16 protein-coding genes and 1 riboswitch are annotated in these 18,370 nt (G+C 74.3%); of the genes, 8 read left to right on the top strand and 8 right to left on the bottom strand.

Going from position 1 to position 18,370, the window contains the following annotated elements:
• Positions 1-104 precede the first annotated feature (104 nt).
• The 6 genes from BJY14_RS28225 to BJY14_RS28200 are packed head-to-tail and all read left to right on the top strand — an operon-like array spanning position 105 to position 5,431.
• Positions 105-851 (top strand): IclR family transcriptional regulator, encoded by a 747-nt coding sequence (locus BJY14_RS28225; protein ID WP_179846369.1) that lies wholly within the window; start codon positions 105-107, stop codon positions 849-851.
• Positions 848-1,948 (top strand): alanine racemase, encoded by a 1,101-nt coding sequence (locus BJY14_RS28220; protein WP_179846368.1) that lies wholly within the window; start codon positions 848-850, stop codon positions 1,946-1,948. Before BJY14_RS28225 ends, BJY14_RS28220 begins: the two co-directional genes overlap by 4 nt.
• Positions 1,949-1,979: 31 nt before the next feature.
• Positions 1,980-2,909, top strand: coding sequence for a succinylglutamate desuccinylase/aspartoacylase family protein (locus tag BJY14_RS28215; RefSeq protein WP_179846367.1), 930 nt, complete (start codon positions 1,980-1,982; stop codon positions 2,907-2,909).
• Positions 2,899-3,624, top strand: coding sequence for an MBL fold metallo-hydrolase (locus BJY14_RS28210; RefSeq protein WP_218905614.1), 726 nt, complete (start codon positions 2,899-2,901; stop codon positions 3,622-3,624). The genes BJY14_RS28215 and BJY14_RS28210 overlap by 11 nt, the downstream gene beginning before the upstream one ends.
• A 14-nt stretch (positions 3,625-3,638) precedes the next feature.
• Positions 3,639-4,385: an SDR family NAD(P)-dependent oxidoreductase gene (locus BJY14_RS28205; RefSeq protein WP_179846366.1), complete on the top strand. Its 747-nt coding sequence runs from the start codon at positions 3,639-3,641 to the stop codon at positions 4,383-4,385.
• A gap of 8 nt (positions 4,386-4,393) precedes the next feature.
• Positions 4,394-5,431 (top strand): threonine aldolase family protein, encoded by a 1,038-nt coding sequence (locus BJY14_RS28200; RefSeq protein ID WP_179846365.1) that lies wholly within the window; start codon positions 4,394-4,396, stop codon positions 5,429-5,431.
• 10 nt (positions 5,432-5,441) lie between these two features.
• Here the strand turns inward: BJY14_RS28200 and BJY14_RS28195 are convergent, their stop codons facing one another.
• A complete protein-coding gene (locus BJY14_RS28195) occupies positions 5,442-6,986 on the bottom strand; it encodes a bis-aminopropyl spermidine synthase family protein (RefSeq protein ID WP_179846364.1) in 1,545 nt (514 codons plus the stop codon).
• 168 nt (positions 6,987-7,154) lie between these two features.
• On the opposite strand from BJY14_RS28195, the gene BJY14_RS28190 reads away from it, so the two are divergent.
• Positions 7,155-8,192, top strand: coding sequence for a cobalamin-independent methionine synthase II family protein (locus BJY14_RS28190; RefSeq protein ID WP_179846363.1), 1,038 nt, complete (start codon positions 7,155-7,157; stop codon positions 8,190-8,192).
• A 65-nt stretch (positions 8,193-8,257) separates the two neighbouring features.
• On the opposite strand, the gene BJY14_RS28185 is transcribed toward BJY14_RS28190, so the two are convergent.
• Positions 8,258-9,733 (bottom strand): MFS transporter, encoded by a 1,476-nt coding sequence (locus tag BJY14_RS28185; protein ID WP_179846362.1) that lies wholly within the window; start codon positions 9,731-9,733, stop codon positions 8,258-8,260.
• A 228-nt stretch (positions 9,734-9,961) separates the two neighbouring features.
• Positions 9,962-10,102: riboswitch (cyclic di-AMP (ydaO/yuaA leader) on the top strand.
• Positions 10,103-10,111: 9 nt separating this feature from the next.
• Here BJY14_RS28185 and BJY14_RS28180 point away from each other — a divergent pair.
• A complete protein-coding gene (locus BJY14_RS28180; protein ID WP_179846361.1) occupies positions 10,112-10,849 on the top strand; it encodes an NlpC/P60 family protein in 738 nt (245 codons plus the stop codon).
• Between the two features lie 69 nt (positions 10,850-10,918).
• Here BJY14_RS28180 and hpnH read toward each other — a convergent pair whose 3' ends face one another.
• From hpnH to hpnC, 6 genes are all read right to left on the bottom strand, one after another.
• Positions 10,919-11,923 (bottom strand): adenosyl-hopene transferase HpnH, encoded by a 1,005-nt coding sequence (gene hpnH, locus BJY14_RS28175; protein WP_179846360.1) that lies wholly within the window; start codon positions 11,921-11,923, stop codon positions 10,919-10,921.
• 61 nt (positions 11,924-11,984) lie between these two features.
• Complete coding sequence (gene shc, locus BJY14_RS28170) at positions 11,985-13,850, bottom strand: squalene--hopene cyclase (RefSeq protein WP_179846359.1); 1,866 nt, start codon at positions 13,848-13,850, stop codon at positions 11,985-11,987.
• Between the two features lie 32 nt (positions 13,851-13,882).
• Positions 13,883-14,893, bottom strand: a complete 1,011-nt coding sequence (locus BJY14_RS28165) for a polyprenyl synthetase family protein (protein WP_179846358.1) — start codon at positions 14,891-14,893, stop codon at positions 13,883-13,885.
• Positions 14,890-16,293: a hydroxysqualene dehydroxylase HpnE gene (hpnE, locus tag BJY14_RS28160; RefSeq protein ID WP_312879444.1), complete on the bottom strand. Its 1,404-nt coding sequence runs from the start codon at positions 16,291-16,293 to the stop codon at positions 14,890-14,892. Before hpnE ends, BJY14_RS28165 begins: the two co-directional genes overlap by 4 nt.
• Positions 16,290-17,150, bottom strand: a complete 861-nt coding sequence (hpnD, locus tag BJY14_RS28155; protein WP_179846357.1) for a presqualene diphosphate synthase HpnD — start codon at positions 17,148-17,150, stop codon at positions 16,290-16,292. Before hpnD ends, hpnE begins: the two co-directional genes overlap by 4 nt.
• Positions 17,151-18,017, bottom strand: coding sequence for a squalene synthase HpnC (hpnC, locus tag BJY14_RS28150; protein ID WP_179846356.1), 867 nt, complete (start codon positions 18,015-18,017; stop codon positions 17,151-17,153).
• Positions 18,018-18,370: the final 353 nt, after the last annotated feature.

Below are 18,370 nucleotides of genomic sequence, written 5' to 3'. Positions count from 1 at the left end.
CGGTCTCTGCGTTCCATTCTGTGGTTTGGCATTCCACGTCGTGGGATGTTGTGGCAACCTAATCTCGCTGCCAGTCCCCGGTCAAGGCATTCCTGGAGGCGTTCGTGGTGCAAGTGGTCGATCGCGTCGGTGCTCTGCTCGCCGCGTTCAGTCAGGAGGAACCCGTCCTCGGCCTCGCCGAATGCGCCGAACGGGCGCAGCTGAGCAAGAGTTCGGCGCACCGCCTGCTGAGCGGTCTCGCCGAGATCGGCATGGTGGAGCGCGACCCCGACGGCAACTGGCAGATCGGAGAACTGCCGCTCCGGCTGGCCGCGATCCGGCTCTCGCACCGCAACATGCGGCGCGACGCCATGACCGCGCTGGCCCCGCTGGGCCGGCGGTTCGACGCCGCGACCGCGTTCTCGGTCCCCAACGGCGACGAGATGGTCTACGTCGAGCGCACCGACAGCAGCATCCCCTTCGCCCCGAGCGCGCGGCTCGGCAGCACCGCCCCGATATGGGAGGGCGCCGCCGGACGGGCCGTGCTGGCCCGGCTCGACCCCGCCCAGCGGCGGGAGCTGTGCGCGGGGCCGCGCTGGTCGGCGCTGTCGGACGAGGTGCGCGCCAGGATCGCCGACGACGTCGAGCGGTCCGCGGAGCGCGGCTACTCGGTGGATCGCGGCGAGTTCTTCGACGGCATCGCCGGCGTCGCGTCGGCGCTCGGCCGGCGCGGGGAGCCGGTCGCCGCACTCAGCCTGATCGTCTCGGTCGAGCGGATGTCCCCCGAGCTGGAACGCGAGATGGGACGGGCCGTGGCCGAACTGGCCCGCGAGATCACCGGTAAGGCCACGCTGCCGGGGGTGTCGCGGTGACCGGCGGCGAAGGCTGGGCCGCGGTCTGCTCCGGGGACGGCCCGCCGACGCCCTTCCTGGCCCTGCGCCACTCCCGGCTCATGGCCAACATCCGTGAGATGGCCGACCGCGTCACGGGCCACGGCGGGCGCTCCACGCCCCATCTGAAGACCCACAAGTGCCTGGAGATCGCGCGGGCCCAGGTCGCGGCGGGGGCCGTCCGGGCGACCGTGGCGACCGCCGACGAGGCCGCCCTGGCCTTCGACGCGGGCTTCCCGTCGGTGCTCGTCGCCTACCCGCCCGTCCCGGGTGAGCGCGTCCGCGCCCTCACCGAGCTCACCGGGCGGGGCCGGGTCGCCGTCACCTGCTCGCGGGCCGAGCACGTCGCCGCGCTCGCCGCGACCGGCGCGGAGTTCGACGTCTACTGGGAGATCGACTCCGGCACACGCCGGCTCGGCACCGCCCCCGGCCCGCCCACCGCCGAGGCCGTCGCGGCCGCGCCGTTCGGCGGAGGGGTCCGGCTGCGGGCCCTGATGACGTTCGCCGGGCACGCCTACGCCGCCACCGACGCGGCCGGGCTGGCCGCCGTCCGCGACCAGCAGGACGAGGCGCTGGCGAGCACGGGCGCGGCGCTGGCCGGACGCGGGATCGAGGCGCCCGTCCACAGCGTCGGCGTCACCCCGCTGGCCCGCGTGGAATCCGGCCGCGCGCACGAGTACCGGTACGGCAACTACGCCTTCTACGACGCCACCCAGGTCGCGCTCGGCGGCCCGGACGCGGCCGAGTGCGCGCTCGCCGTGATCAGCACGGTGGTGGACGTCCCGGCGCCGGACCGGCTCGTCCTGGACGCCGGGGCCAAGAGCCTGCCCGCCGAGCGGATGACCACGCTGACACCGGGCTTCGGCCTGGTGGACGGCCACCCGGGCATCGTCGTCGAGAAGCTCTACGAGGAGCACGGGCTCGCCGGGTCGGCGGCGCCGCACGGCCTCGCGCCGGGCGACCGGGTCGCGGTGGTCCCCAACCACGCCTGCACCGCGGTGAACCTGTTCAGCCGGTACTGGGTGCACGACGGGACGTCCTTCGCGGACACCTGGCCCATCCAGGCGCGCAGGCGCTGACCGAACGAAGGGAACGCACACGATGACAGCGGTGAGCGGGCGCCTCCGGGCCGCCCCCGGCCTCGACCTGGACTTCGTCCGGTTCGGTGACGGCGGCGGCCCCGCGGTGACCGTCCTCGGCGGGGTCCACGGCGACGAGATGGAGGGCGTCCTCGCCGCGTACCGCGTCGCGGACCTGCTCGCCTCGACGCCGGTCCGCGGAACGGTGACGGTGCTGCCCCGCGCCAACCCGCCCGCCCTCGCGGCGGGCACCCGGCACGGCGACGGCGACGCCAACCTCGCGCGGCTCTTCCCAGGCGATCCCGGCGGCGGGCTCAGCGAGCGCATCGCCCACACGATCGCCACCGCGCTCATCGACCCGTGCGACCTGCTGATCGACCTGCACTCCGCCGGGCGCCGCTACCGGATGCCCCCGATGTGCGGGTTCGGGGCGGGCCGGACGCTCGGGGGCCGGCCGCTGCTCGACGCCGCCCGCGCGACACCCTTCCCCTACCTGTGGGCGCACGCGTCGGTCGCGCCGGGCCGGTCCGTCAGCCACGCCGACGCCCTCGGCAAGCCCTGGGCCTACTTCGAGAGCGGCGGGGGCGGCGCACTCCGTGAGGCCGACATCGACCTGTACGCGCAGGGGGTGCTGCGCCTGCTGGAGGTCGCGGGCGCGGCCGAACCCGTCTCCTTCGCCGGGCCGCCGCCCGCACGGCAGGTCGTCGTGACGGGCGGGGACGGCAACACCGACACCGGCGTCCTGTTCGGCTCGGCGGGAGTCTTCGTCTCCTCCGTCGCGGCCGGGGACACGGTGGCCGCGGGTCAAACGATCGGCGCGGTGTACGACGACGGCGGGCAATGCGCGGAGGTCGTGCGGGCGGACGCGTCTGGCGTCGTCATGATGCTGCGCCACGACCTGCGGGTCACGCCCGGCGAGGTCGCCGCCATCATCGCCGGGGAGGACGGCCGTGCGGCTTGACGCGGCCGTCGACCTGGTCGGCGGCGGACGGCTCGGTCCAGGGCTCAGCAACGCCTACGACGGCAACGTCTACCTGCTGCGCGGCGACGGCGGCGCCTGGCTGGCCGACACGGGAAGCGGGCTCGACCAGGGGGTGCTGCTCGCCCGCGTCGAGGAGGCCCTCGGTGGGCTGCCGCTGCTCGGCGCGCTGGTCACGCACGCGCACGCCGACCACGCGGGCGGCGCCGCCGGGCTCGCCGCGAACGGCACCGCGATCGTCGCCGGACCGCTGACGGCGGAGCTGGTCCGCGCCGCCGACCCCGGGCAGCTGGGCCTCACCGCCGCGCTGCGCGCCGGGATCTACCCCGCCGGCTACCGGTTCGCGCCCTACCCGGGCGTGCTGACGCCCGCCGAGGCGGGCCTGGAGGAGGGCCCGCTGCGGGCGCTGCCGACGCCGGGGCACAGCGCCGACCACACGGCCTGGCTGTTCACCGCGGGCGGCACGACCTACGCCTGCACCGGCGACCTCCTGTTCAGCCGGGGCCGCATCGTGCTGCCGGGCGCCGGGGACGCCGACGTCCAGGCGTTGCGGCGGTCCCTCGAACGGCTCCGCGCCGCACGTCCCGACGTCCTGCTGCCCGGCCACGGCACACCGGTCATGTCGGACGCGACCTGGCACATCGAGCAGGCCCTGTCCGCCTTCGAGCTGGGCCGGCTGCCCGGCTCCTTCCACTGACCCGAGGAACGCCCATGAGCACAAGCGTCATCGTCACCGGCGGAGGGGGCGGCATCGGCTCCGCCATCACGCGGCGGCTCGCCGCCCCCGGCCGGACCGTCACCGTCTTCGAGGCCGCGCCGGCCGCCGAGCGGGCCCGCGCCGAGCTGGCGTCCGCCGCCGAGGTCATGGCGGTCGACGCCGGCGACCCGGCCGCGATCAGCGCCGCCGTCGCCGAGGTCGCCGCCGCGCACGGGCCGCCGGAGATCCTGGTGAACTGCGCGGCCGTGACCGGCGTCCCCGCCAAGGCGTCCCTGCTCGACACCTCCGACGACCTGCTGGCGCGCATCCTCGCGGTCAACACCGTCGGGCCGTTCGTCTGCGCCCGCGAGGCCGCGCGGCACATGGTCGCGGCGGGCGGCGGCACCATCGTCAACATCGGGTCGATCGCCGCCCACCGGGGCCAGCTCGACGCCTCCGCCTACACCGTCAGCAAGTCGGCGATGACCGGGCTGACCCGCGCCCTCGCCATGGAACTCGGGCCGTCGGGGATCCGGGTCGTCCAGGTCGACCCGGGCGACATCAGCACGCCCGGCAGCGACCGGCTCGTCGAGCTCGTCGAGGCCGACCAGGCGCGCTCGGGGGTCGCGGGCCTGCCGCCGCTCGGCCGCCGCGGCCGTCCCGAGGAGATCGCGGACGTGGTCGCCTTCCTCTGCTCGCCGGGGGCCTCGTTCGTCTCCGGCACCCAGATCGTCGTCGACGGCGGATACCTCGCCGGATAGGGGCCACCATGATCGATCTTCGCTCCGACGTGATGACGCTGCCCACCGAGGGCATGCTGCGCGCGATGACCTCCGCCCCGCTCGGCGACGAGCAGGTGCGCGAGGACCCGACCGTCCTCGCGCTGGAGGACGAGCTGACCGGGCTGCTCGGCCAGGAGGCGGCGCTGTTCGTCCCCTCGGCGACGATGGCCAACCAGATCGCGCTGCTGTGCCAGGTGGCCCGCGGCCAGGAGATCGTCGGAGAGCGGCACAGCCACATGTTCCGCTACGAGGCGGGCGGCCCCGCGTTCCTCGCCGGCGCGGTCGTCACCGGCCTGCCGGGCGAGGCCGGGGTGTTCACCGGAGACCAGGTCCGCGAGATCGCCCAGGTCGCGGACTCCGAGCACCGGCCCCGGACGGCGCTCGCCGTCGTGGAGGACACCCACAACGTCTCCGGCGGCCGGGCATGGCCGCTCGCCGCCCTGGACGACCTCCACGACACCTGCGACGAACTCGGCCTCGCCGTCCACATCGACGGGGCGCGCCTGTTCAACGCCGCCGTCGCGCTGGACGTCCCGCCCGACCGGATCACCGCGCGGGCGCGGACCGTCGCCGTCTGCTTCTCCAAGGGCCTCGGCTGCCCCGCCGGCGCGGCCCTCGTCGGACGCTCCGACGTGCTGGCCCCGGCCCGGCGCATCCGGCAGATGCTCGGCGGGTCGCTCCGCCAGGCCGGCGTCCTGGCGGGCGCCGCCCGGTACGCGCTCCAGCACAACGTCGCGCGGCTGGCCGACGACCACGCCAACGCCCGTGTCCTCGCCACCCTCCTCGCCGAGGGCGGCCTGCCGATCGACCCCGCGAGCGTCGGCACCAACTTCGTCTTCCTCGATCTGGCTTCGCTCGGGCTCGACCGCGAGGAGGCCCGGGACCGCCTGCGCTCCCACGGCGTGCTGTGGTCCAACGCCCACCACCCCACCGTCCTGCGCGCCGTCACCCATCTCGGCCACTCCGAAGCGGACCTCCGCACCGCCGCGGCCCGAACCGTCGAGGCCCTGTCGAAGGAGTCGTGACGGCGCGGCTCTAGCCGGCCGGGGCCGCGGTGACGAGGTCCAGGGAGGCGCGGACGGCGGTGGGCAGGTCGCGCAGGCGGTGGAGCGGGAGTTCCAGCAGGGTGACGTCCCGCGCCCAGGGAGCGGCGTCGGCCACGATCGCGCGGGCCTGCCGCTTGGTCAGGCCCGCGTGCGCGTCGAGCAGGGCGTCGCGCCAGACGTTGGCGACCTTCCCGTGCGCCCGGTCCAGGATCGCGCGCACGATCCGCTGGGTCTGGTCGCCCGTGCTGGACGGGGTGCGCACCGCCTCCACCGCCGAACCGCGCCGGGTCAGCTCGTAAACGGCCGCGAGCGAGGCGGCCTCGTCCGCGAGGTCGCCGGGAGCCTCGGAGAGGAACACCCGGACGTGCTCGGCGCGCGTGGCCAGGAGGACCCGGACCAGTGCCGTCTCCAGCCCCGGGGGCAGCGCGACGGCCGCGTGCCGCACCCGCGCGGCGTACGGCTTGGCCAGCCAGGTCGTCAGCCGCACGCGCGGCACCTGCGGGAGCACCTGCTTGCGCCAGTCTCCGACCAGGACGTCCGGGTGGAGGCCGGCGACGTCGGGCGACGCCCCCTCCGCCGTCCGGGCCTCGACCGCCTGGGGCCCCTGGGTGTAGATGGCGGTGGCGAACCGGTCGGCGCGGGCGGCCGCGGCCGGCAGGCTCTTGCCGGTCGGCCGTAGTACGTACAGGTCGGCGCGCGAACCGATCGCCTCCGCGCCGAAATAGCTGTTGAAGTCCGGGTAGACGGCCTCGCTCACGAGGTTCAGATCCTGCAGCGCCTGCTGGACCTTCAGCGCGAGCATCGGCGTGCGGTCGCTCGCCCCGTAGGCGAGCAGGACCCGGCCCTGCCCCTGGTCACGCAGCCCCTGCACCGCTCGCGCCACGAACAGCCCGACGCCCTCCGGCGTGTACGGAGGATCGGTCACCGCGAGGTCCGCGTACTCGACGGCCGACGCCGGAAGCCCCAGCCTCAGATCGGCCCAGCGGGTGCGCACATCCAGCCCGAGTTCGGCGGCGCGCTCGTCGATGTAGGCGAGGATCCGCTCGTCGACGTCCACGACGGTGGTCTGCACGCCCGGATGGACCAGCCCGACGGCCAGCGAGGTCAGATCGTGGTCGCCCACGCACAGCAGACGCGTGCCCGGCAGCCAGAACCGCGCCCCCAGGAGCAGCGCCCGCCGCACCACCGTCTCCGGCGTGGCCGACACGTGGTCCAGGACGTGCCGCGCCCGCGGCGCCCGCTCGATCAGCCCGGCCACCCGCTCCACCACGGCGGCGTACTCGGGCAGCAGGTGCCCCACCGGGTCGGCCGGGTCGAGCGGGCGGTACCCGGTGCGCAGCGACTCGGCGATCTCGGCGCCCTGCTCCGGGGTGAGGCGGAACCGGTCGCCGCCGGTGTGCTCCAGCGAGAGCCCGGCCAGCAGCGACTCCACCGAACGCCGCGGCGCGCCCGTCTCCCGGACCAGCTCGCCGAGCGTCCGCCAGCGCCGGTCCGCCAGCAGGCTCAGCGCGGCGTGGACCCGCCGGGGATCCATGTCCGCCGCGACCGGCGGCCCTGTCCGTGCTCCCCCATCAACCACCCGCGAATGCTACCGGCGTGCGGGCCAGAGCGAGTTCGCCGCGACGTCGCCGAAGATTCACGCGGCCACCTCTGGTCACGATGAGCACTTCTGTCGCTACTTTGAGTAGCGTAGATTCGTGGTATGCCCCTTCCCACAGAGCCCATCGGCAGCATCCCGCGTCCCCAGGAACTCCTCACCGCCGCGCCGTCCGAGCTGGCCGCCGCCCAGGAGCGCGCCGTGCGCGAGACCCTCCGCCGGCTGGAGGAGCTCGGCTCACCGGTTGTGACCGACGGTGAGCAGTCCAAGCCGAGCTTCGCCACCTACCCGATCGCGGGCCTGGCCGACCTGGCCCCCGACGGCGCGGTGATCCCGTTCGCCGACGGGCACCAGCGGCAGCTGCCGCGGCTGACGGCGGGCCCGTTCCGCTACACCGGCCACGCCGTGGACTACCTGCGGGCCGCCCAGCGCCACGCGACCGCGCCGGTCAAGCAGGCCGTGATCGCGCCGTCGGCGCTGAGCCTGCTGTACCCGGCCGACGGCATCGACGGCTACCCGCGCGAGATGTTCCTCGACGACCTGGTCGACGAGGCCGAGGCCGACATCCGCTCCTGCCTGGACGCGGGCGCCCACGTGGTGCAGCTCGACTTCACCGAGGGGCGGCTGTCGCTCAAGCTCGACCCCAGCGGGGGCGTACTGGACGCCTTCATCGCGCTCAACAACCGGGTCCTGGAACGCTTCTCCTCCGACGAGCGCGCCCGGATCGGCGTGCACGTGTGCCCGGGCGGCGACCTCGACTCCACCCACAGCCTCGACGTCGACTACGCGGAGCTGCTGCCCAAGCTCTTCGAGCTCAAGGCCGGCGCCTTCTACCTCCAGCTGGCCAGCGAACCCGACCCCGACCGGATCCTGGCCATCGTCGCCGCCCACCTGCCCGCGGACGCCCGCGTCTTCGTCGGCGTCGTCGACCCCATCGACCCCCGCGTCGAGACGCCCGAGCAGATCCGCGACCGCGTCCTCGCCGCCGCCCGCCACCTGCCCGTCGACCGCCTCGGCACCTGCGACGACTGCGGCTTCTCCCCGTTCGCCGACGACACCTCCACGTCCCGCGACACGGCCTTCGCGAAGATAGCCGCCCGCGTGGAGGGCACGGCCCTGGCCGCCGCCGAACTGGGCGTCTGACCGCGCTGGAGCCCTGCTTCCCCTGAGCGCCCTCGCGGAGGTGCGTTCAGGGGAAGTCGCGGCGGTCATCGGGAAGCGCGCTCGGTGGGGGCGTCCGACGGCGGCGGGGTGCGGATGAGGAGCATCACCACGACGGCGACGGTGGTCAGGGCCAGTGCCGAGACGGTCGCACCGGCGGTGTAGCCGTGCACGAGGGCGCTCACCCGCGGGGCGCCCGGGCCGTGCTCGCGCAGGTAGCCCGCCGTCGCGCCGATCGCGACGGTGTTGACGACGGCGGTCCCGATGGAGCCGCCCATCTGGGACGCGGCGTTGACGACGGCGGCGGCGACGCCGGCCTCGCGCGGGGAGACGCCCGCGGTCGCCAGCGAGAACGCGGGCGGGAACGCGGCGCCCATGCCGAGTCCGAGCAGGACCTCGACCGGGACGACGGCGGTGGCGTAGCCGCTGCCCGCGCCGAGCCGGGTCAGGACGGCCAGCCCGGCCGCGGCGGTGAGCAGGCCCCCGGCGATCAGCAGCCGGGCGGGCACCCGCCTGATGAGCAGGGCGCCGACAAGGTAGCCGCTCGCGGAGTTCGCGACGGCCATCGGCAGGAACGCCAGCCCGGTGCGCATCGGCGAGAAGTGCGCGACCACCTGGAGGTAGTAGGTCAGCGTGAGGAAGACCCCGAAGGCGCCGACGACCGCGGTGGCCACCGCGAGGTAGGCGCCCGCCCGGTTGCGGTCGGCGAGGATCCGCAGCGGCAGCAGCGGCGCGCCGTGCCGGGCCTGGCGCACGACGAACAGGGCGAGCGCCAGGACGCCGGCCGCGAGCGGCGCGGTGGTCCGCCACGCGTCCCAGCCGTGCGGGGCGGCCTGGCCCGCGCCGTACACGACGGCGGCCAGGCCGCCGGTGACGAGGACGGCGGAGATCCAGTCGAGGCGCGACCCGGGGAAGCCGGGCGGCGCCGGAAGGACGATCCGTCCCGCCACCGACGCGGCCGCGGCGATCGCGACGTTGACGTAGAGGCACCAGCGCCAGTCGGCGTACTGGGTGAGCGCGCCGCCGAGCAGCAGGCCGACCGCCGCGCCGCTGCTGGCCACGGCGCCGTACACGCCGAACGCCTTCGCGCGCTCCTTGGGTTCGGTGAAGGTCACCGCCAGCAGGGACAGGGCGGTCGGGGCGAGGAGCGCGGCGAACGCCCCCTGCAGGGCGCGCCCGGCCACGAGGACCCCGAAGCCCGGGGCGGCCCCGGCGATCATCGAGGCGATCGCGAATCCGGCCAGCCCGGCCAGGAAGCTGCGGCGCCGCCCGACCAGGTCGGCGATCCGGCCGCCGAGCAGGAGCAGCCCGGCGAAGGAGAGGGTGTAGGCGGTGATCACCCACTGCCGGTCGGCGTCGCCGAAGCCGAGCGCGTGCTGGGCCGTCGGCAGCGCGATGTTCACGATCGTGGCGTCGAGCGCGATCATCAGCTGCGCGACGGCGATGACGACCAGCGCCGCCCAGCGCCGGTTCGGGGTGCCCGCGGACGGGCCGGACGCGGTCCGCGCCGTGATGGCGGTCATGGAACCCACCTCCCAATAAATGAAGGATTCTCCTCCGGATAATAACTGGAGGCTTCTCCTCCGTCTAGAGGTGACCTTGCCCTCCCTGGGAGGTTTCAGTAGCTTTGCCCCTTCAAGGCGTCTGCCAGGCGTTTTGTCCCACTCCGGTGGGGCGGGGTGCCATCCCCGTGCGCCAAGGCCCGAGACCCCTCATCGATCGGGCCCCACATCGTCAGAGCCGCTGTCTTCCAGCGGCACCCGCCGAGTCCGCCGTGGCGCGGAGCCGGGGACCCAACCCGCACTGGGGTGAATCGGCCTGTTCTCGGGCCGTAGGGCGACTTCCACGTCCGAACCCGTCAGCTAACCCGGTAGGCGGCACATGGAAGCAAGGAGCCCCCCTTGAAAGGCAAGCAGAGCAAGCGGTCGCGCGTCCTCCGGCCCGGCCCCTGGGCCACGGTCACGCTGACAGGTCTCGCCGTCTTCGGCGTGACGGCGGCAGTGCCGACGACCTTGCAGCACGCGTCCACCGAGAACGTCGCCGCCGTCCAGACCGTGCCGCAGCAGCGGACCGCGGGGCAGCAGGCCGCGCCGCGGAGGGCGGCACCGCAGGAGCAGGTCAGGGCCCAGGCCGAGGTCCTGAAGGAGTTCAAGGCACCGGCGAAGGCCGAGCCGTCCACGAAGACCAAGACCAAGACCAAGAAGCTGGCCGCCGAGCCCGTGTCGGACGAGCGGTCCAAGGTCATCAAGCGGGCCGAGACCTGGCATCCGCACTCCGACGAGCGGGTCCCCTACAGCCAGACGAGCACGCACAACGGCTACCGCACCGACTGCTCGGGCTTCGTGTCCATGGCGCTCGGCCTGCCCGAGCCCGGGACGAACACCGTCGGCCTCACCTCGTCCCGGTACACCGAACGCATCGAGATGTCCGAGCTGAAGAAGGGCGACCTCGTCATGGACGCCCTCGGCAGCAACACCACGCGGCACGTCGTCATCTTCGAGAAGTGGGCCGACAAGGAGCACTCGTCGTACTGGGCCTACGAGCAGCGCGGCCGGTACGGAACCGACCACCGGACGCTCGACTACGGGCTGTCCTCGGACGACGAGTACAAGGCGTACCGGCCGACGTCCCTCAAGTAGGCCGGCAGGAGATGCCCGGCATCGGCTCAACGCCGGTGCCGGGCGGAACGGGCCGAGGAGCGGGACAGGTCAGACCGAGCGGACGGCCCGCAGGGACTCCTTCAGGGAACCGAGGGTCGAGAAGACGGCCGTGGGTTCGTAGCCGCAGTGGGCCATGCAGTTGGCGCAGCGGGAATCGCGTCCCCGTCCGTAGGAGTCCCAGTCGGTCTCGTCCAGGAGTTCCTGGTAGGTCTGCGCGTAGCCGTCCGACATCAGGTAGCAGGGACGCTGCCAGCCGAAGAGCGAGTAGGACGGGATCGCCCAGGCCGTGCAGGGGAAGTCGACCTTGCCTTCCAGGAAGTCCAGGAACAGGGGCGAGTGGTTGAAGCGCCACCGCTTGCGGTTGCCGTCCCCGAACGCCTTGCGGAACAGCTCCCGCGTCTCCTGGACGCCGAGGAAGTGGTCCTGGTCGGGCGCCTTGTCGTAGGCGTAGCCGGGCGAGATCATCATCTCGTCGACCCGGAGGTCGTCGTTGAGGTAGTTCATGACGTCGATGACGGTCTGCGGCGTGTCCGTATTGAAGATCGTCGTGTTGGTCGTGACGCGGAACCCGCGCCGCTTGCATTCCTTGACGGCCGCGACGGCCTCGTCGAACACTCCCTCCTTGCAGACGGACTCGTCGTGGCGTTCCCGCAGGCCGTCGATGTGCACCGCCCAGGCGAAGTACGGCGACGGCGTGAACTTGTCGAGCTTCTTGGGGATGAGCAAGGCGTTCGTGCACAGGAAGACGAACTTCTTGCGCCGGACGAGCTCCTTCACCAGCTCGTCGATTTGCGGGTGCATGAGCGGCTCGCCGCCCGCGATGGAGACCATCGGCGCCCCGCACTCCTCGATGGCGGCGAGGGCCTGCTCGACCGGCATGCGTTTCTTCAGCACGTCGTGCGGGTGCTGGATCTTCCCGCAGCCGGCGCAGGCGAGGTTGCAGGCGAACAGGGGTTCCAGCTCGACGATGAGCGGGAACTTCTCCCGGCCGCGCAGCTTGTTGCGCAGGATGTAGCCCCCGATGCGAAGGCTCTGGCGGAGCGGCATGCTCATGGTGTCCGGACCTCCTTGTGCAGGGTGGACCCGGTGGCCTTCACCGGACCGCGCGCCCGCCTCACGCCGCACCGTCCAGGTAGCGGCCGAGGGCGCTCACGGGGAAGACCAGCCGGTACAGGTGGTAGTTGATGTAGAAGTCGCCGGGGAAGCCGGTGCCGGTGAACAGGTCCTCGTCCCAGGTGCCGTCCGGGCGCTGGTGCTCGACGAGCCACCGCACGCCCGCCTCCACGGCCGGGGTGCGCTCGCCCGCGGCCAGCAGCGCCAGCAGCGCCCAGGCCGTCTGCGACGGGGTGGACTCCCCACGCCCGATCCACGCGGGGTCGTCGTAGGAGCGCAGGTCCTCGCCCCAGCCGCCGTCCGGGTTCTGGTGGTCCTCCAGCCAGACGACGGCGCGCCGGATCGCGGGCTTGCCGGGGCCGACCCCGGCCGCGACCAGCGCGGGCACCACGCCGCCCGTCCCGTAGACGTGGTTCGCGCCCCAGCGCCCGAACCACGAGCCGTCCGCCTCCTGCGCCCTGAGCAGCCACACGACGGCACGCCTGACCACGGCCGACTCCGCGAGGCCCTCCTTCGACAGCGCCTCGACGACATGGGCGGTGACGTCGGCGGACGGCGGGTCGATGACGGCGCCGAAGTCGCAGAAGGGCAGCTTCGTGCACAGCTCGCGGGTGTTGTCGGCGTCGAAGGCGCCGAAGCCGCCGTCGCGCGACGCCATCCCCTCCAGCCAGCGGACGGCCCGCCTGATCGGCTCCTCAGCCTCCGGTAAGGCGACCCTGCGCAGCGCGAGGATCGCCTCGGCGGTGTCGTCGGTGTCGGGGTAGACGTCGTTGTCGAACTCGAACGCCCAGCCGCCCGGCGGGACGTCCGGCCGCTTCACCGCCCAGTCCCCCGGACCGCGGACCTCCTCACCGGCTACCCACTCGGCGGCCCGCAGCAGGGCGGGGTGGTCGGCGGCCACGCCCGCGTCGGCGAGCGCGTTCATGGCGAGCACCGTGTCCCAGACGGGCGACTGGCACGCCTCGAGGCGACGTCCCCTCCCGTCGCGGATCGTGAAGCGTTCGAGCCCGTCCAGGCCCCGCCTGATGACCGGATGGTCGAGGCCGTAGCCGAGTTCGTGCAGCGCCATCAGCGAGTACACCCACGGCGGCTGGATCCCGCCCCAGCAGCCGTCGGCCTCCTGCCTGGCGATGATCCAGTCGGCCGCCCGGCGCAGCGCCGCCCGGCGCAGCGGGCGCACCGGCCGCTTCTCGTACACGTGCAGGACCCGGTCGAGGGCGTTGAACGCGGCCCCCCAGCCCCGGGCGTCCCGGGCCGGCATGACGCCGCGGCGCAGTTCGGGCAGGTCGAACGGCAGCGCCCGGACGGGGCGCAGCGACCCGAGGATCGTCAGCGGGACGATCGTCTGCCGCGCCCAGCACGCCCAGTCGTAGACGTTCAGCGGGACGCGGCTCGGCAGGAGCACCAGCTCGGGCGGCATGACCGGCAGGTCGTCCCAGGACCACTGCCCGAACAGCGCCAGCCAGACGCGGGTGAAGACGCGGCTGCCCTCGATCCCGCCCGCCTCCCGCACGTACGCGGCGGCCCTGCGCATGTGCCCGGCGTCCACCGGGTCGCCGGCGAACCGCAGCGCGACGTACGCCTCGATCGTCGTGGACAGGTCGGCCGGGCCGCCGTGGAAGTTGGCCCACGTGCCGTCGTCGCGCTGCCGCGAGCGGATCCAGCGCGCCGCGTCCTTGGTGTCGGCGTCGGAGCGGATGCCGAGGAACTGGCGGAGCAGCAGGTCCTCGGCGTCCATGGTGACGTTGGTCTCCAGCTCGCCCTTCCACCAGCCCTCGGGCGACTGCAGGCCGAGCAGGTGGTCGCGGGCGGCCTCGACCGCGGCGGCGGCCGCGTCCGTGAGCCCGGACACGTCGGTGGTGGTCATGCGGCGCTTCCCTTCTCCCCGACGCGGCGGGGTCAGTGGTCCCGGGAGGTGACGAACAGCGCGATGTCGCGGAACTCGGCGGCCACGGAACCGTCCATGCCCGAGTCGTCGAGGTGGCGCCCGGCGGCGGCGACGCGGCGGGCGGCCTCGGCGGCGGCCCAGTCGCGCGCGCCCGCCGCCTCGACGAGCCGGGCCATCTCCCGCAGAGCGTCCTCGGACGGCGGCCCGGGGTCGGCGTACAGGGCGGCGAGCCGCCGCGACTCGGGACGCCCGGCGTTCAGCGCGTACACGACCGGCAGCGACTTCTTGCGCGCCCGCAGGTCGGCCAGGACGGGCTTGCCGGTCGTGTCCGGGCTGCCCCAGATGCCGAGCAGGTCGTCGACGAGCTGGAACGCCAGGCCCGTCTCGGCGCCGAACCCGGTGAGGCCGGCGACGAGGCGGGTGGGGCCCTCGGCCAGCATCGCCCCGATCGAGCAGGCGCAGGCGAGCAGCGCGCCCGTCTTGTCCGCCGCCATCGCCAGGCACTCGTCGAGGGCCACGTCGTCGCGCTGCTCGAACCCGATGTCGAGCGCCTGGCCCGTGATGAGCCGCTGCGTGGCGGCGGTCAGCGCGCGCGCAGCCCAGTGGGCGCCGCGCGTCCGCCGCTCCAGGAGCAGGTTCTCCGCCAGCGCCATCAGCGCGTCGCCGCCGAGGATGGCGGCGGACGGGCCGAACACCGTCCACGCGGCGGGACGGTGCCGGCGGGTCCGGTCGCCGTCCATGATGTCGTCGTGCAGCAGCGAGAACGCGTGCACGAACTCGACGGCGACGGCGCCGGGCAGCGCCGTCTCCTCGGACGCGCCGGCGGCCCGCGCGGACAGCAGCGCCAGCGCGGGGCGCAGCGCCTTGCCGCCCGCGGCGGCGGGCTCGCCGTTCTCGTCGGTCCAGCCGAGGTGGTAGGCGACGACGCGGCGGGTCCACGGGTCGAGCCGGTCCGCGGAGGCGCGCATGGCCCGGTCGACCAGGGCGCGGCCGCCGGTGATCGAGGCCGGGACGGCGGTCATCGGCCGCTCACCTCGCCCGGGGCCGTCCGGTCCAGGTGGCGGCGGACGAGCCGGGCCGCGGTCAGCCCGCTGCGCACGGCTCCCTCCATCGTGTCGGGCCAGCCCGTGTCGGTCCACGCGCCGGCGAGGAACAGCCACGGCAGCCGGGTCGCGGACGCGGGACGCAGCGCGCCGCTGCCGGGGCTCTGACGGAACGTCGCGTGCCGTTCCCTCGTCACGAAGAAGTCGGTGACGCGGGCGCGGCGGGCGGCCGGGAACAGCCGCTCCAGTTCGGCGAGGTACACCGCGCGCAGCTCGGCGGTGGAAGCGCCGATCCAGCGGTCGGCCGCCGAGACCGACACCGCCAGGTACTGGCCGCCGCCGGTGAGGCCGCTCACCCCGGTGCGGTCGAACACCCACTGGACGGGCGAGCCGACCGCGGCGGCGAACGGCGGGTCCGCGCCGTCCACCCGCAGGACGGGACGGTCGTAGACGACGTGGACGTTGACGATCGGGCTGGAGCCGAGGCCGCCCCAGCGCGCCCGGTCCGGGGCCGCCTCCTCGGGGACGAGCGCGGCCGCCGCCCGGTGGGGCACGGCGAGGACGACGGCGTCGGCGCCGACCGGGGAGCCGTTCACGACGAGCTTCGGCCCGGCGTCGATCGCCGTCACCTTCGCGTTCAGGTGGATCCGGCCGCCGTCCCGCTCGATCCTGGCCGCCGGGAGCGTGCCGTGCAGGTCGCCGAGCGGGACCGCGGGCACGCCGATGTCGGCGGCGTCCGCGCGGCCGAGGAGCGCGGTCCGGCACACGAACGCGGCGGAACCCAGCGCGGCGCCGTCCAGCCGGGCGTTGAGCGCGGCCGTGACGAACAGCTCCCAGAGCGCCTCGCGCGCCCAGGGGCCCTGGCCGTGCTCGGCGAGCCAGGTGCCCATGCTGATCCGGTCGAGGGACGGGTCGGCCGGGTCGAGGCGGTCGAGCGCCAGCGCCGCGCCGACCGCCCGCAGCCGGTCGGACGGCGCGAGCAGCCGGTACCCGGCGAGCGCGGGCAGCAGGTGCAGCGGCCCCGGGGCCCTGACACGGCGGAGCCGCGCAGTGGGCGCCGCGCGGCGGAAGCGTCCGGAGCGTCCGTCCGGGGCCAGGACGCGGACGTCGAAGCGGTCCTGGACGCGGACACTGTCGAGGGCGTCCAGCCGGGCGAGCAGCCCCCGGTAGGCCGAGCAGCACTTCAGGAAGATGTGCTGCCCGTTGTCGACCGTCAGCCCGTCCCGCGAGAACGAGTGGGTGGCGCCGCCGAGCCGTGGACGCGCCTCGTAGATCGTCGGGCGGGCCCCGGCCTCCTGGAGCGCCAGCGCGGCGGTGACCCCGGCGAGGCCGCCGCCGACGATCGCGACCTCCGCCGGGCCGCCGTCGCGGGCGCTCACCGGTGGATCCCGGCCATCGCCAGGGCGGACACGGTCGCCTTCTCCCAGGCGGGCAGGGACGTCCGCGTCTCCAGGGCGGTCAGCGGGTCGGCCGTGATGCGCCGCAGCAGGTGCCGGTAGATGCCCGCCATCGCGCCCGCGCACGCGGCGCTGCGCCGGTCGAGCATGGGCAGCAGCTTCAGGCCGTCGGCGTACCACCGTCCCGCCCGGTCGGCCTGGAAGCGGATGAGGCTCGCTAAACGCTCGGGGTCGTCGGTCGTCCGTCCCGTCCCGTCGCGCTCCAGGGTGCACCCGAACCGGGCGAGGTCCTTGGCGGGGAGGTAGACGCGGCCGTTCAGCGCGTCCTCCCGGACGTCGCGGAGGATGTTGGTCAGCTGGAGCGCGACGCCGAGCGCGTCGGCGTGCGGCGCGGCCGCGGCGGGGTCGGCCGTCCCGAACACGCCGAGCGACAGGCGGCCGACGGAGCCGGCGACGCAGCGGCAGTACCAGAGGAGGTCGTCGAAGGTGTCGTAGGCCTCGCCGCGCACGTCGGCCTCGCAGCCGTCGATGAGCTCGCCGAACGCGCCGAGGGGGATCGGGTGGCGGCGGGCCGCGTCGGCCAGCGCGACCAGCACCGGGTCGCCGGGGTGGGCGCCGAGGTCGGCGAGCCGCGCGCGCTCGTCCGCGAGCGCTGCTAGCCGGTCCGCCACGGGCGCGCCGTGGTCGTCGCCGACGTCGTCGATCCGCCGGGCGAACGCGTACACGGCGCTGAGGGCTCGCCTTTTTGGCGGGGGAAGCAGCCGGATCCCGTAAGAGAAGTTGCGCGCCTGGGAGCGTACGACGCTCTCGCAGTGCCGGTAGGCGGTGGATGCGTCCATCTATGCTGCCCTTCTCCTTCCCATCGTCCGCGACCACTCGGCGAGCAGCCGCACTTTCCTCGGCCGCGGCGGGCCCGGCAGGACGTCGTAGGCGGCGCGCTCCAGCGCGTCGAGGGCGGCGAGCCCGCCCGCGACGTATCCGGCGACGGCGACCCGCGCGAATCCCCGGAGCCCTCCGGTGAGGGCGGCGCCCTCGTCGAGCATGCGCCGCGCCCGCCTCGCCTGGAGCGCCACGACGCCGCGCAGCCGGGTCGGGGTCGCCGGGGCGGTGAGATCGTCCTCGGTGCAGCCGAACCGCCGCAGGTCGTCCGCGGGGAGGTAGACGCGCCCGTTGCGGTGGTCCTCGCCGACGTCCTGGCAGTGCTCGATGATCTGCAGGGCGGTGCACACCTCGTCCGAGAGGCGCAGCCGGTCCGGTGTGGCGGCGCCGAACACGTGCAGGACGATGTGCCCGACCGGGTCGGCGGACAGCGCGCAGTAGCCGAGGAGGTCGTCGAACGTCGCGTACCGGGTGACCTCCTGGTCCTGGCGGTTCGCCTGGACCAGGCGGCGGAAAGGCTCGGCGGGGATGCGGCGGGCCACGATCGTCCCGGCCAGGTCGCGCAGCACGGGCAGTTCCGGCCGCTCTCCCGCGTAGACGCGGTCGAGGTCGCGCTCGACGAGGTCGAGGAGGCCGGCCCGCTCGCCCGGCGGGGCCTCGTCGCCGATGTCGTCGACCAGCCGGGCGTAGCCGTACACGTTCAGCAGGTGCGCGCGGTGGCGTGCGGGAAGCAGCCGGGAGGCGACGGGGAAGTTCTCCCCGGACTGGAGTTCGGTCCTCGCCCGGCGTTCCTCGGTGGCGTTCCACAGACGCTCGCTGACGGACATGGCGTTCCCCCTGGGGCGGTGGCGGCGCGGGGGCGTACATCGATGCCCGTTAACCGGGTGACCGGCCGGTAAACATGGACGTCGACGGGGCCCATGATGCGTACGTCCCCGATCGGCCGCGCCGAGCCTCCCGAATTACCGTCCTTTATGAATATAGGCCGGAAGTGGTCACGCGGGAACAGGAAATCGGAGCGCCGAGTGATCAGCGGCAGAACGAGTGGCGGCTCAGTAGGTGGCGAGGATTTGCGCGAGTCGGTGCGGCGTCCGCTCGGGCGGTGCCGCCTCGGTCACCAGGGTGTTGAAAATGTGCCAGTGAGCCTTTTTCAGCGGCAGCTTCGGAGGCGCTGGTCACA

The sequence above is a fragment of the Actinomadura luteofluorescens genome (genome assembly GCF_013409365.1).
Classification (GTDB): domain Bacteria; phylum Actinomycetota; class Actinomycetes; order Streptosporangiales; family Streptosporangiaceae; genus Spirillospora; species Spirillospora luteofluorescens.
This window is presented reverse-complemented; position numbering and strand designations above follow the sequence as displayed.